This is a genomic window from Ferruginibacter lapsinanis (genome assembly GCF_020783315.1).
Classification (GTDB): Bacteria; Bacteroidota; Bacteroidia; order Chitinophagales; family Chitinophagaceae; genus Ferruginibacter; species Ferruginibacter lapsinanis.
The window spans coordinates 2,617,832-2,632,690 of sequence record NZ_CP086063.1 but is presented as its reverse complement, the minus strand read 5'-3'; the positions used below and the strand labels follow the sequence as shown (position 1 = coordinate 2,632,690).

Sequence of the window (14,859 nt, the reverse complement as noted above, 5' to 3'; positions counted from 1 at the left end):
ACATTAAACTACTTAACCCCTTTAACGATTCATTATCCAAAAAACAGATAGCACAAAATTATCGAAGTAATAATGCCTACCAGGTCTGCCAGTAACATTGCTCCTACTGCATATCTTGTATTTTTTATTGATACAGCCCCGAAGTAAACAGCAACAACATAAAACGTTGTATCGGAAGAGCCCTGTAAAATGCAACTCAATCTTCCTGCAAAAGAATCAGCGCCATATGCTTTCATTGTATCTACCATCATACCTCTTGCGCCTCCACCACTAAAAGGTTTTATCAATGCAGTTGGTAATCCATCTACAAAACGAGTATCTGCACCCATTGCAGCAAACATTGTTTTCATCCCATTGATCAATACATCAAACACGCCACTATTTCTAAGTAAACTAATTGCCACTAACATCCCAACTAAATATGGAATGATCTTGACAGCTGTTTCAAAACCACCTTTTGCACCATCAATAAAGGAAGAAAAAATATCTATTTTTTTATAGATACCTCCGGCAATAATTGCAAGAAAAATAAATAGTATCAACCCATTGCTTAGCAACCCTGAGAAGGTTTGTACTTCTGTGTACTGCAATGATTTTATGTAAAGCACCAATAATGCAATGATAGCAGATATTCCTAACACCCATCCCATTATCACCGGTGTAAATACATTTATTTTTTGTTTGATAGAAACTATGAACATCGCTGCCATGGTTGCAACAAAGGTGGCGATCATACAAGGAATAAAAATATCTGTAGGATTAACGGCTTTGGTAGATGCTCTTAATGCGATGATGCTTACAGGTATCAACGTTAATCCGGATGCATGCAAACATAAGAACATGATCTGTGAATTAGATGCCCTCGTTTTATCCGGATTGATCTCCTGTAAACTTTCCATTGCCTTTATACCAAATGGAGTGGCTGCATTATCCAACCCTAATAAATTAGCAGAAAAATTCATCATCATATGCCCCATTGCCGGATGCCCTTTAGGCAGTTCAGGAAATATTTTAGAAAAGAATGGCCCAATGATCCTAGATAGTAAATTGATCCCTCCTGCTTTTTCTGCAATGCTCATAAAGCCCATAAACAAAGTCATGATACCAATTAAGCCGATACAAATATTCACCGCACCTTTACAGGTTTCGATGATCCCGTCTGCCGTTTGTTCTTTATAGGTCAGGTATTTATTGTCAGGAGTTTTGGTGATCTTTTGCTCGCCCTTTTTGAATTCTTTATTCGCTCCCAATGAGTTTAAAACTGTTGAAGGCACAGTACTGCTGTCATATATTCTAGTTTGTGTGGTATCTCCTGCCTTACCCACTACCATCTTATTAAAAACTGTATTACCACCTTCAGAGAAAATACAAGTAAATGATGCTGCAAGAATTGCAATAATAATGAACGCACTCCATATCCTGCTTAATGCCATAATCCGATTTTAGATTCTAAGTTATAGGATTTACTTCATAAGTAAAAAAGGACATTTGTTTTATCAAATGTCCTTTAAATAGTATACCTGATTATTGATTATTTTTTTTCCAATAAGTTCTTCAAATTATTTAGTCCGGTATTCAAATCCTTACCGATCACTTTATCCATATTCATGAACATTAATAATATATTCATCGGATACTTCATTTTACTATGAAACCCCCATTTTACTTTTGTTTCTGATGGTGTTACCGGATCAACCGTCATATAAGAATCTGCCATTCCATCGAATGGCTTGATGAAATGTAATGCAAAATCAACTCTTTCTCCTTCTGTCACTTTTACAATTTCCTGTACCCCTTGCCCTACTTCTTTCATATTACTTTCCCATGCAGATTTAAATCCCCTTACTCCATCAATCCCTGTATATTCCTTTTTCATATTAGGATCCATTAAAGCCCATTTACTGTAGTTATTTTGGTTCTTTAATAATTTTATATACTCAAACACTTCCAATTTTGACCTTTTGATACTTATTTCACTCTCAACACTGTAATCTTTTTTAGAAAACAATCCTATGACCAAGAGTAATATTATTATCACAATAACGATGATCAGAATCCTCAATAACAATATTTTCATTTACTATAATTTAAAAATGGTACAACTAAAGTATTAAAAAAATTAAACTTCAGCGTAATATCGTTCTAGAAATAAATACATATTGCTTAAAAATAAAAAGAAACCACCCGACAAACAGGTGGTTTACTTTTATAATTCTCGCTATAATTATTTCACTTCTTCAAACTGTACATCCTCTACATGATCATCAGCTTTGCCATCATTCTGCGGCTGAGCGCCTGCATCACCTTGCGGTTGTTCGCCGGCAGCTGCTTGCGCTTTATAGATTTCTTCACTGGCAGCGGTCCATGCTGTGTTCATTTCAGCAACAGCTGCATCAATGGCAGGAATATCCTGAGATTTATGCGCTGCTTTTAATTTTTCCAGAGCAGCTTCAATCGGTGCTTTCTTATCTGCACTGATCTTATCACCATATTCTTTGATTTGTTTCTCTGTCTGGAATATTAAGCTATCTGCCTGATTGATCTTTTCTACTTTTTCTTTTTCTGCTTTATCGCTTTCTTCATTGGCTTTAGCATCAGCTTTCATTTTTTCAATTTCTTCTTTGCTTAAGCCGCTGCCAGCTTCGATACGGATGTTGTGTGATTTACCTGTGCCTTTGTCTTTGGCAGTTACATGCAGGATACCATTAGCATCAATATCAAAAGTAACTTCTACCTGAGGTACTCCTCTTGGAGCCGGAGGTATGCCATCCAGGTTAAACATACCCAAACTTTTATTTTGATTAGCCATTGGTCTTTCACCTTGCAGTACATGGATCTGTACACCGGGTTGGTTATCACTGGCTGTACTAAATACTTCAGATTTTTTTGTAGGTATAGTTGTATTACTCTCTATTAATCTGGTCATTACGCCTCCCATAGTTTCAATACCAAGGCTTAATGGAGTAACGTCTAATAACAATACATCTTTTACTTCTCCTGTCAAAACACCTCCTTGGATACAAGCTCCAACAGCTACTACTTCATCCGGATTTACCCCTTTGTTTGGTTTTTTACCGAAGAATTTTTCTACGATTTCCTGTACTTTAGGAATACGTGTACTACCTCCAACCAATATAACTTCGTTAATATCATTGATAGATAAACCAGCATCTTTCAATGCCAATTCACAAGGTTTTAAGCATCTTGCAAAAAGGTCATCAGCCAATTTCTCGAAGTTTGCTCTGGTCAATTTCTTCACCAAATGCTTAGGCACTCCATCAACTGCAGTAATGTAAGGCAGGTTAATTTCTGTTTCTGACGAAGAAGACAGCTCAACTTTGGCTTTTTCAGCAGCTTCTTTCAAACGTTGCCAAGCCATCGGATCCTTGCGTAAATCGATTGCTTCGTCCTTCTTAAATTCTTCAGCTAACCAATCCATGATCACTTTATCAAAGTCATCACCACCTAAGTGTGTATCACCATTGGTAGATTTCACTTCAAATACACCTTCGCCCAATTCAAGGATAGAGATATCAAAAGTACCACCTCCAAGATCAAATACGGCGATCTTTTGATCCTGGTGTTTCTTATCTAAACCATAAGCTAATGCCGCAGCAGTAGGCTCATTGATAATTCTGCGAACATTCAAACCAGCAATTTCACCTGCTTCTTTAGTAGCCTGACGTTGAGCATCATTGAAATAAGCCGGAACGGTAATTACCGCTTCGTTCACTTCATGGCCTAAATATTCTTCGGCAGTTTTCTTCATTTTTTGAAGAACCATTGCTGATATTTCCTGTGGAGTATATAATCTTCCTTCGATATCGATACGTACGGTATCATTATCCCCTTTCACAACTTTATAGCTGCTATGACTGATATCTTCAGATACTTCATTCCATTTGTGTCCCATAAAACGCTTAACACTCATGATCGTGTTGTGCGGATTAGTAATAGCCTGACGTTTTGCAGGGTCTCCTACTTTACGTTCGCCATTCTTCAAAAATGCCACAATGGATGGCGTTGTACGTCTCCCCTCATCGTTTGCTATAACTGTAGGTTCATTACCTTCCATTACGGCAACACAACTATTGGTTGTTCCTAGATCTATCCCTATAATCTTTCCCATGATAATTATATTTTTTGTTCAATGAAGATTGTCAATGATTATGCCATTACTGTGTGGGGTGAAAAAATGGCAGATTTACACGTAAAATAGCCGTCTGAAGTATAAGATGGCAGTAGTTAAAGTACTAACTGTCAATAGCTTTATCAGGTTTTACTGTGAATGTGTATTTACGTTGAGTAATATAACTAATGATCACCACTATGATTGTAACGATCAACTGTGCCAATACCGGGTACAAATGCAGTTGAGTAACAAAAAACTTAAGCAGCAAATAGTTAATGAAAAGATTTGAGGTAAAAGAGACAAAATAACGAAACAACTGTATCCTTCCTTTGAGGTTAGATTCTTCGAAAACGATGTATTTGTTAAGAAAAAAGCCTACAAAAAACGATAGCACACCTGCAAGAAAAAGGGCCAAACTATAAGACTCAAAACTATAAAACCCCAAATGAACAATCTTATACTTAGCAACAAAAAAATGATACAAAATAGTGAATACAGAAAAATTCAATACCATATTTGAACCACCACAAGCCGCATAACGAAATGTTTGCAAGGGCATTATTCGCTTAAAAAGCGGATAAAATGAATCGATGACTGATACTATTTTATTTTTCATTTTGAACTATACTCCTTAACAAACATCCAACTTTCCCTATTAACTGTAATATTCTTCCTTCAACGCTTTCACCCTTTCATCCGCCAGATATTCATCATAGGTCATCAACCTGTCAATAATTCCTTTAGGTGTTATCTCAATGATCCTGTCAGCAACCGTTTGCATAAACTGGTGATCATGCGTGGTAAACAAAACTATACCCGGAAAAGTGATCATACCATCATTGAATGCAGTGATACTTTCAAGATCCAAATGGTTCGTTGGTTCATCCAAAATTACAACATTCGGATTTTGCAGCATCATTTTGCTAACCATACAACGCACTTTTTCTCCTCCGCTTAATACATTGGTTTTCTTTAGAATCTCATCACCACTAAATAGCATCTTACCCAAAAATCCTCGTAAAAAATCTTCATCTACATCGGTAAAATGTGGCGGCACAAACTGGCGTAACCAATCCATAAGGTTTAGTGAACCTGTAAAAAATTCAGTATTATCATTTGGCAGATAAGCACTGGTAATAGTTGTACCCCATTCGTAGGTCCCAGAATCAGCTTTCATTCTGCCATTTATAATTTCGAAGAAAGATGTCAATGCAACATGATCTCTACTTAAAAAAGCGATCTTCTGTCCTTTAACCACATCAAAGTTTACATCTTTAAAAAGCGTTCTGCCATCTAATGTTTTTGATAATTTTTCAACCATTAAGATCTGATTACCCACTTCTCTTTCAGGCTTAAATATAATGCCAGGGTATTTTCTGCTGCTTGGGGTAATATCTTCAAACACCAACTTATCCAACGCTTTTTTACGGGAAGTTGCCTGTTTACTTTTCGATGCATTCGCACTGAATCGGGCAATGAAATCAAGAAGATCTTTTTTCTTCTCTTCCATTTTCTTATTCTTATCAGTTGCCTGACGTGCAGCTAATTGAGAGCTTTCGTACCAGAAAGTGTAGTTACCAGTGTAAATTTTGATCTTCATTTTGTCTACATCCGCCACATGCGTACAAACCGCATCTAAAAAGTGACGATCATGACTCACTACCAATACAATATTTTCGTAATCGGCCAGGAAGTTCTCTAACCAACTGATGGTTTCAACATCCAGGTTATTCGTAGGCTCATCCAGTAATAAAATATCCGGATTTCCGAAAAGTGCTTGCGCCAATAAAACCCTCACTTTGATATTACCGCCAATATCTTTCATCAGCATCTGGTGCATTTCTTCCTTTACCCCCAATTCATTCAGGAACTGTGCGGCATCACTTTCTGCAGTGTACCCACCCATTTCACCAAATTCATGCTCCAGCTCTCCGGCTCTCATACCATCAGCTTCTGTAAAATCTTCTTTTAAATAGATGGCATCTTTTTCAATCATCACATCCCACATTTTTTTATGCCCCATCATCACAGTATGTAATACCGTGATCTCATCAAACTCAAAGTGGTTCTGCTTTAAAACAGCCATCCTTTCACCGGGACTGATACTTACAGTACCCTTATTAGGTTCTATTTCACCACTTAATATTTTAAGGAAGGTAGATTTACCGGCACCATTGGCACCAATAACACCATAGCAGTTCCCTTTCGTAAAACTGATATTTACTTCATCAAATAACACCCTTTTACCGTAGGCCAACGTAACATTACTTACACTTATCATAACTATTAAAAAGTGTGCAAAGGTAACGTTAATAAGTGAAAAGGTAAAGGTGAAAATTGAAACCCTCGATAGAAGCTATTAGCAAGGCTTTCAACACTATCCAATATCTCATATTTACAAAAACAGTATATCTGCTGTTAAAGTTCTTTAACAGTTTATGTAATTCTTTCAAAATTGGCATCCGGTTAAGAAAATCAAGCGTATGCAAAAAATACTATTACTAGCCTTACTGGGAATTTTCAACATTGCCAGGGCACAAGACACAGCCAAAGTTGAAGCCAAATTAACTACTGCAACTGTCTATTACGGCTATGGCGCAGAGCTCACCCACGAAGCAAAATTGAATGTCAATCCGGGCATTAAGCAAATTGTAATAAAACAACTAAGTACTGTTATTGATGTAAATAGTTTGCAGATAAGCGTGCCTGAGAATGTAATGTTGCTGTCACAAAAGTATAGCGTATTTTATCCCACAACTCCTCCGGTGGCTGTAAACCCTGTGGTAAAAGCCTTTCAGGATAGTATTACAGCTATTAACAAATTAATACGCCGCAATACTAACCTGATCTCTATTGAAGAACAAACGTTGGAAAAAACAGGAAACCTGATAGAAGCGGTAATTAATAATAGCGGTAATAAAACTGTTAGCTCTGATGAAACATTGAAACTTGTTAGCGCATATACAGTAAAGATTGAAAAAGCTAAAACAAATATTTTCAATTTAAAAGAAATAGAAACAGGACTTAATAACAGAATCGCTGATTTTCAAAAGAAAATAAACGAAGCCGCTAACCCGATAGTAAAAACGGATAAACCTTACGGACAACTAATCTTACAGGTTATCTGTAAAGCCAGTGGTGAAATACCGGTATCGCTGAGTTATTTTACCAATACCGCCGGCTGGACTCCATTGTACGACATTAGAGTGAATTCAAAAACCAATGAACTGAGATTAGTGTACAAAGCATCTGTAACACAATCTACCGGCATAGACTGGAAACAAACCAAACTTACGCTTAGCACAGGAAGCCCTAATTTGGCAACTACCGCCCCTATTCTAAGTGCCTGGTATTTACAATTATTTGTTCCACAATTGTATAATGAAGTAGTAGTAACAGGCTATGCAACAGCCAAAAGAGATGTTCGTAACAGTATACAATCTACTTACAATGATGATAAAAAACTAAGTGAGTATAGTATACGTGCAGATGAAAGCATTGACCCTAGCACCTTACAACAGTTTACAACATTAAAGGAAAGTCAGCTTAACACAAATTTTGAAATTGACCTCCCCTACGATATTGAAAGTGATGGCCAAATACATGCAGTGAATATCAAGGAAGAAAAAATAAATGCCACACTAAAAAATTATGCTGTTCCTAAATTAGATAAGGATGCATATTTGTTAGCAGAAGTAAGCGATTGGCAAAACTTAGACCTGTTGCCCGGCACCGCAAATATCATTATGGACAATACTTATCTCGGTAAATCTTTTATCGACCCTAACAGCACCGCCGACACCTTGAATCTATCATTGGGCAAGGACAGAAGAGTTGCTATAAAACGCAGTACCGTAAAGGATTTTACCAGTACAAAAACAAATGGTAATACAACTAAACAAACCTTTACTTATGAAATCACCGTTAAGAACAATAAACTTACAACTGTTGACCTATTATTAAAAGATCAATACCCCATCAGTAATGTAAAAGATATTGAGGTAAAATTAGAAGACAACGGCAATGCCGCAGTAAATGAGGAAGTAGGTGTACTAACATGGAAACTACAATTGAAACCCGGAGAAAGCAAAAAAGTAAGGTTTACTTATACGGTGAAATATCCAAAAGATAAAAAGGTAAGCAATTTGTAAAAAGTACTAGGTCGGCCATCTTTAAAGGTGGTCGACCTTATTTAAAAAACTCGCCTTACTTTTGCAGCATGTCAATAGTAACAAAACTGCAGAAAAGTGTAATTGAAAGCCTAACAAGCTTATATAATCAAGCATTTACAGAAAAAGATTTTCAGATCAACCAAACCAAGCCTGAGTTTGAAGGCGACTATACCGTTGTATTATTCTCATTGGTAAAATCATTGAAGCTATCTCCAGATGCAATAGGGAATAGTTTAGGTGAACACCTTGTCACAAATAATCCGCATCTTTTTACTCATTACAATATTATAAAAGGGTTTTTAAATTTAACCGTAAGTGATATTTATTGGTCAGATCTGTTGAATCAAAATTACACAGATGTTGCATATGGTAAAAAAAGCAGTAATGGCAAAAAAGTAATGGTTGAGTACTCCTCCCCCAACACCAATAAACCATTACACCTTGGACATTTAAGAAATAATTTTTTAGGATGGAGTGTTGCTGAAATTTTAAAAGCCAACGGATACGAAGTAATCAAAAGTTGTATTGTAAACGACAGAGGTATTCATATTTGTAAAAGTATGATCGCATGGCAATTGTTTGCCAATGGAGCAACTCCGGAAAGCACCCGTATAAAAGGAGATCATTTTGTTGGCGATTATTATGTAAAATTTGAAAATGAATTAAAAAGACAAGCGGTTGAATTAGCTACAAATGAAGAATCGGGCAACTTTTCTCATTATTCTTCAGAAGAAGAAACCAAAGTAAAGGAGTTAAAAAATCTATACTTAAAACTAAATACCGAAAATGCTGAAAAAGATAAGTTGATAAAAATAAATGAAGAAGTAAATGATATAAGAAGAGGCGCAACAACAATAATGAAGCAAGCAAAACAAATGCTTTTTGACTGGGAAGCTGGAAAACCTGAAGTACTTGAATTGTGGAAAACAATGAACAGTTGGGTGTATGCAGGATTTGATGTAACCTATAAACGTATTGGTAGTGATTTTAATAAAACTTATTACGAAAGCAATACCTATCTTTTAGGAAAAGATATTGTGCAACAAGGGCTGGATAAAAAAGTCTTTTATAAAAAGGAAGATGGCAGTATCTGGATCGATCTGACCGCTGAAGGATTGGATGAAAAACTGGTGCAACGTAAAGATGGCACCTCTGTTTACATCACACAGGATATTGGATTGGCTTTGCAGAAATACGAAGAATATAAAATTGATAGCAGCATTTATGTTATCGGCAATGAGCAAAACTATCACATGAAAGTGCTGCAATTGATCTGTCAAAAATTAGGAATGCCTAATGCTGACAATATCTACCACTTAAGTTATGGTATGGTAGAATTGACCACAGGGAAAATGAAAAGTCGTGAAGGGACAGTAGTAGATGCTGATGACCTGGTCGATGAAATGGTGGCAACATCACAACAACATACTGAGGAATTAGGAAAAGTGAAAGACTTTACTCCAGCTGAACTGACCGAATTATATGACACTATCGGTTTAGGGGCTATGAAATTTTATTTATTGAGGGTTGACCCGAAAAAAACAATGGTATTCAATCCTGCAGAAAGTATCGATTTTCACGGATTTACAGGGCCATTTGTGCAATATACTCATGCAAGGATCAAAAGTATTTTAAGGAAGAATCCGATGACAGACAACAAACCATTGACCAATAATGGGTTACTTAAATTGGAAAAAGAAGTGATCGTAACACTCGAACAATATCCCACAGCCATTAACCAGGCATGTACCGAACATAACCCATCGGTGATTGCGAATTACGTTTTTAACCTGGCAAAAACATTCAACTCATTTTATACCGAACATTCTATTGCTAATGCAGAAACAGATGACAAAAAGCGATTGCGTTTACAGTTAGCTGTTATGACCAGCAATGTACTGAAAAGCGGCATGGAATTACTAGGGATCAGGGTGCCGGAGCGGATGTGATTTTCAACAGCCTGAAAATTTCCTCTTCTTTCATTTCCCGGATAGAGCCCGGAGCTAAATCATCTAATCTAAGGTCTTCGATAGACACACGTATCAGGCGTTTACATTTATGCCTGACTGCATTTACCATTTTACGCACCTGATGAAATTTACCTTCGGTAAGTGTTATCATTAACCAGGTAAATGGCGGATAAGCAGTTAAACGATCTCCCGGATCACAATACATTTCCGGATCATGAACGATCTTTACCTCACATGGAGGAGTTATATACTCCACCCCTCCCTTTATTTTTATGGGGACACCGGTTTGTAATCGTCTAAGGTTTTCCGGGCTAACTTCTTTATTTACCTGCACTAAATAGGTTCGTTTATGTGGAATATCACTTGAAAATAATAACCGGGTAACCTTTTTATTGGTGGTCAATAATAATAAGCCTTCGCTATGGTTGTCTAATCTTCCAATAGCATGAGTACCTTCCGGAAAATCAAAATCAATATCTCCCAACAAACCAACATTATGTGTACTCACAAACTGTGATACCATATCAAATGGCTTATTGAGTACGAAGTATCTGTTTGGAGAGGACATCTGCAATATTACGCCGGAATAACTGAATTGAAAGGTGGCTGGTACTTCAATCCAAAATTTTGTTATTAAATGTGATAATTTTTATCTTAGTAATCCATTATACCCAAACAAGTTTTTATGAAACAGACAATCATTTTTCTTTTTTCTGTTATTTCTTTAACACCATTTTACTCTTGTGTAAGTACACAAGCCTTTTCTAAAACATCTTATATCAGTAATGATGCAGTATATCTTCCTAAAGAAAAAACAAACGAGGTCTTAATTATTGCTATCTGTAATACAGCAGATAAAAAAATGTATGAAAATATCACTGATGCATTACAATCTTCATTCTCCGCAAAAAATATCAAAAATGACAAATTGTTTTATGCCGCAGAAAGTGACGCTCCCGGTATTGCTGGAACACTATCCTACTCTCTCATTATCAATCCTGTAAAAGATGAGTATATAAAAGATGAACTAAACAACCCGATGATCATCAAACAAATAACTGTCATATTACAAAAAAATAACGGCGAAAAAATAGCAGCCTTTGCTATCGCAATTGACAGAACTAAAAGCGACACAAGATCGGGTAATGAAATTGCGGGTCTTATCTTAAGCTATCTTAAAAAGAAAAATTTTATTTAATTAGTTTCTGATTACAGTTGGCACCCCTTCAGACATCTATTCAGCAAATAATTTTTTATCCAAAAAACAAAAGCTCATTTCAGCTATATACAGTATTAATGCGTATTCTGCTTTTTTAAGAAAAAAATTATAAGGTTACATCATATACTAATTATTGATAATTTAATTTTTTAATTATTAAATGGTGTATTTTTGACACATTGATAACGATTGCGTTGATATACTTGTACTAGTGAATCAATTGACCGAAATTTAATTTTAATTGAAATGGCAGTAAAAAAAATAACAAAAATTGGAGTAATGACATCCGGTGGTGATTCCCCGGGAATGAATGCAGCAATAAGGGCGGTAGTAAGAACAGGAAACTATTATGGTTTGGAAGTTTTTGGCATTGTGAGAGGTTATCAGGGATTAATTGATGATGATATTTATAAAATGGATAATAAGAGTGTTGCAAATATTATCCAAAGAGGTGGTACCATTTTAAAAACAGCCAGATGCAAAGAATTTTTTGAATACGAAGGCCGTAAAAAAGCTTACGAAAATTTAAAAAAACGAGGCATTAACGGGTTGGTTATTATAGGCGGAGATGGTTCTTTCAGAGGTGGAAAAAGATTTCATGAAGAATTTGACATTCCAAGCGTAGGTATTCCGGGCACGATTGATAGAGATATAGTTGGTACGGAGTTTACTATTGGCTTCGACACCGCTGTAAATACGGCTGTGGAGGCCATCGATAAAATACGTGATACCATGGATGCACATGACCGTATGTTTATCATTGAAGTGATGGGTCGTGATGCCGGGTTTATAGCATTGCACAGTGGTATTGCTACCGGTGCAGAGAACATCCTGATCCCGGAACGTAAAACGGATATTCAGGATATGATTGCCAGTTTGAAAGAAAAAGAAAAACGTAAAAAATTAGTAAATCTTATAGTTGTTGCCGAAGGTGATGAATTTGGTGGCGCCGAAGGGGTAAACAAAATTATTAAGGAACATTTGCCTGAGATGGACACAAGAATTTGTGTATTGGGTCATATTCAAAGAGGAGGATCTCCTACCTGCATAGACAGGGTTATTGCCAGCAGAATGGGTTACCACGCCGTTGAGTGCCTCATCAATGGTACTTTTAATATCATGATCGGAATTAAAGAAAACCGGATCAACCACACTCCCCTTGAAAAAGCAGCAAAATTAAAAACCAGGGTCAGTGATGAATGGATGAAAATTGTAAAAATATTAGCCTCATAAAAACAAACGATTAACCATAAACGAAATTCATGAGTAAACACATCGGCAAATACCTGCACAGAGAAATGGATAAACAGGCAGGTATTGCACACTCTCAAAAACGTACTAAAATTGTTGCTACGGTTGGACCTGCCTGTAGCAGCTACGACAAACTGCTGGAATTAGTAAAAGCCGGCGTAAATGTTTTCAGATTAAACTTCTCACATGGAGGATATGACGGTAAAATAGAAGTAATTAACTGGATAAGACAGATCAATAAGACAGAACCTTATAATATCGCCATACTTGGAGATCTGCAAGGGCCCAAACTAAGAGTAGGCGATCTGGAAGATGGCAAAATAGAATTGGTCCCGGGTAATACATTCATTTTTACTACAGAAAAAATTATTGGCACTAAAGAAAAGATCTATGTTTCTTATCCAATGCTATCATCCGATGTAAAAGTGGGAGAACGTATTTTTTTGGATGATGGTAAAATGGAAGTAAAAGTTCAGGAAATTTTAAATGATAAAGAAGTAAAAGTATCTGTTACATTAGGTGGTACTCTTACTCCAAAAAAAGGTGTAAACCTGCCTGACTCTGCTTTATCTATGCCTTCGCTGACAGAAAAAGATAAAGAAGACCTTGATTTTATCATCGACCAAAATCTTGATTGGGTTGCCTTATCTTTTGTAAGAAAAGCAATAGATATCATCGACCTTAAAAAAAGAATTAAAGAAAAAGATAGCAAGATAAAAGTTATCGCTAAGATCGAAATGCCTGAAGCATTAAAAAACATCAGGGATATTATTGTTGAAAGCGATGGAATCATGGTAGCCCGTGGAGATCTGGGAGTTGAAGTACCTATCGAACAAGTACCATTGATACAAAAAGATCTGATCCAAAAATGTATGCATAGAGCTAAGCCGGTAATTGTGGCAACACAAATGATGGAAAGTATGCTCGATCGTACCAAACCCAATCGTAGTGAAGTAACTGACGTAGCAAATGCTGTTCTGGAAGGTGCTGACGCAGTAATGTTAAGTGCAGAAACTGCCATGGGCAGCTATCCTACTTTAGTGGTAGAAACAATGAGTAAGATCATTTTAGAAGTAGAGCGTAACGTTTACAACTATGACAGAGATGACATACTAACTCCTCAGCCACATTCTCCTTCATTCTTAAGTGATGCATTGTGTTACAGTGCATGTAAGTTAGCGAAGGATCTGCAGGCAAATGCATTAATAGGTATGACACAAAGTGGCTACACTGCGTTTATGCTTAGTAGTTATCGCCCTAAATCTCCTTTATATATTTTTAGTAAAGAAAGAACACTGATCAATCAGCTGAGTTTAAGCTGGGGAGTTCGGGCTATATTTTATGCAGAGGAAGTAAGTTTGGATGATATCTTCTTTGACCAGATTAACATTCTGAAAGAAAGGGGATTCCTGAAAAAGGATGACACGGTTGTTAACACCGGTAGTACACCGATTGAGATGCATTTACCTACCAATATGCTGAAGGTTACTAAAGTTGAATAGAAAAAAATACAAGAAATAAAAAGGGGGCCAGTTCATAGAAATGAAAGCCCCTTTTTTTATTACTAAAATATTCTCTAGCATTAACGAGCAGTCAATACAATTATTGTACAAAACGCTGAATAATGATAAAAATCATGTTTTTGATTGCATAAAAGTCAACAAGTTCCTTTTAGCCTTATTCTTTATCTTATTTTGAAAAAAAGAATTCCAGCCAAAAAGTACGCCGCTTAACCCCAAAGCCTGTTTACTCCATTGATGTATACTGAACCCATCACTGTGTTCTACTATCTTTCCATCTGCAAAACGCATGTTTGCTTTAATTTTGTTCACTACTCTTTTGCCAGTAGCAGAAAAAGTGTAAGTAGCTACCCACCGGCAAGTACTATACTCTTCATCCAGGTCGGTAATATCTGAAAAGGTTAACGAAAAGTCTTTGGCATTTTTACATAACATTTCCCACATAAGCTTCACCTCATCCCCTCTTAATAATCCAAATACAGGGTCGAAAAAGACAATATCATCGCTATAACAACTATTCATTGTTACATAATCCAGCTTACTAAACGCAGTATAAAACTTTTCTAATACCTGAGCATTTGAACTCATACAACCG

General features: G+C 36.3%; 12 protein-coding genes. 5 read left to right on the top strand and 7 right to left on the bottom strand.

Annotation, left to right across the window (positions count from 1 at the left end; genetic code table 11):
- Window positions 1-32: 32 nt before the first annotated feature.
- The 5 genes from LK994_RS11080 to LK994_RS11060 all read right to left on the bottom strand — a co-directional run bounded on the left by LK994_RS11080 (window position 33) and on the right by LK994_RS11060 (window position 6,413).
- Window positions 33-1,433 (bottom strand): nucleoside recognition domain-containing protein, encoded by a 1,401-nt coding sequence (locus tag LK994_RS11080; RefSeq protein ID WP_229760147.1) that lies wholly within the window; start codon window positions 1,431-1,433, stop codon window positions 33-35.
- 98 nt (window positions 1,434-1,531) lie between these two features.
- Window positions 1,532-2,077 (bottom strand): SRPBCC family protein, encoded by a 546-nt coding sequence (locus LK994_RS11075; protein ID WP_229760146.1) that lies wholly within the window; start codon window positions 2,075-2,077, stop codon window positions 1,532-1,534.
- A 147-nt stretch (window positions 2,078-2,224) separates the two neighbouring features.
- A complete protein-coding gene (gene dnaK / locus LK994_RS11070) occupies window positions 2,225-4,129 on the bottom strand; it encodes a molecular chaperone DnaK (protein WP_229760145.1) in 1,905 nt (634 codons plus the stop codon).
- A gap of 124 nt (window positions 4,130-4,253) precedes the next feature.
- Window positions 4,254-4,748, bottom strand: a complete 495-nt coding sequence (locus tag LK994_RS11065; RefSeq protein WP_229760144.1) for a GtrA family protein — start codon at window positions 4,746-4,748, stop codon at window positions 4,254-4,256.
- A 39-nt stretch (window positions 4,749-4,787) separates the two neighbouring features.
- Window positions 4,788-6,413: an ABC-F family ATP-binding cassette domain-containing protein gene (locus LK994_RS11060; RefSeq protein WP_229760143.1), complete on the bottom strand. Its 1,626-nt coding sequence runs from the start codon at window positions 6,411-6,413 to the stop codon at window positions 4,788-4,790.
- A 202-nt stretch (window positions 6,414-6,615) separates the two neighbouring features.
- Between LK994_RS11060 and LK994_RS11055 the strand changes: the two genes are divergently transcribed.
- The gene (locus LK994_RS11055; RefSeq protein WP_229760142.1) at window positions 6,616-8,283 is read left to right on the top strand and encodes a DUF4139 domain-containing protein; all 1,668 of its coding nucleotides are present in this window, start codon (window positions 6,616-6,618) and stop codon (window positions 8,281-8,283) included.
- 68 nt (window positions 8,284-8,351) lie between these two features.
- Window positions 8,352-10,253 (top strand): arginine--tRNA ligase, encoded by a 1,902-nt coding sequence (argS, locus tag LK994_RS11050; RefSeq protein ID WP_229760141.1) that lies wholly within the window; start codon window positions 8,352-8,354, stop codon window positions 10,251-10,253.
- Here the strand turns inward: argS and LK994_RS11045 are convergent.
- Window positions 10,231-10,842 carry a pseudouridine synthase gene (locus tag LK994_RS11045; RefSeq protein WP_262907797.1) on the bottom strand — a complete coding sequence of 204 codons (612 nt, stop codon included), beginning with the start codon at window positions 10,840-10,842 and terminating at the stop codon, window positions 10,231-10,233. The genes argS and LK994_RS11045 overlap by 23 nt on opposite strands.
- A 117-nt stretch (window positions 10,843-10,959) precedes the next feature.
- On the opposite strand from LK994_RS11045, the gene LK994_RS11040 reads away from it, so the two are divergent.
- From LK994_RS11040 to pyk, 3 genes are all read left to right on the top strand, one after another.
- Window positions 10,960-11,472: a hypothetical protein gene (locus LK994_RS11040; RefSeq protein WP_229760139.1), complete on the top strand. Its 513-nt coding sequence runs from the start codon at window positions 10,960-10,962 to the stop codon at window positions 11,470-11,472.
- Between the two features lie 267 nt (window positions 11,473-11,739).
- The gene (gene pfkA / locus LK994_RS11035; RefSeq protein WP_229760138.1) at window positions 11,740-12,726 is read left to right on the top strand and encodes a 6-phosphofructokinase; all 987 of its coding nucleotides are present in this window, start codon (window positions 11,740-11,742) and stop codon (window positions 12,724-12,726) included.
- Window positions 12,727-12,755: 29 nt separating this feature from the next.
- Entirely contained in the window at window positions 12,756-14,246 is a 1,491-nt protein-coding gene (pyk, locus tag LK994_RS11030; RefSeq protein WP_229760137.1) for a pyruvate kinase, read from the top strand.
- Window positions 14,247-14,378: 132 nt separating this feature from the next.
- On the opposite strand, the gene LK994_RS11025 is transcribed toward pyk, so the two are convergent.
- Entirely contained in the window at window positions 14,379-14,852 is a 474-nt protein-coding gene (locus tag LK994_RS11025; RefSeq protein WP_229760136.1) for a nuclear transport factor 2 family protein, read from the bottom strand.
- Between the last annotated feature and the right edge of the window lie 7 nt (window positions 14,853-14,859).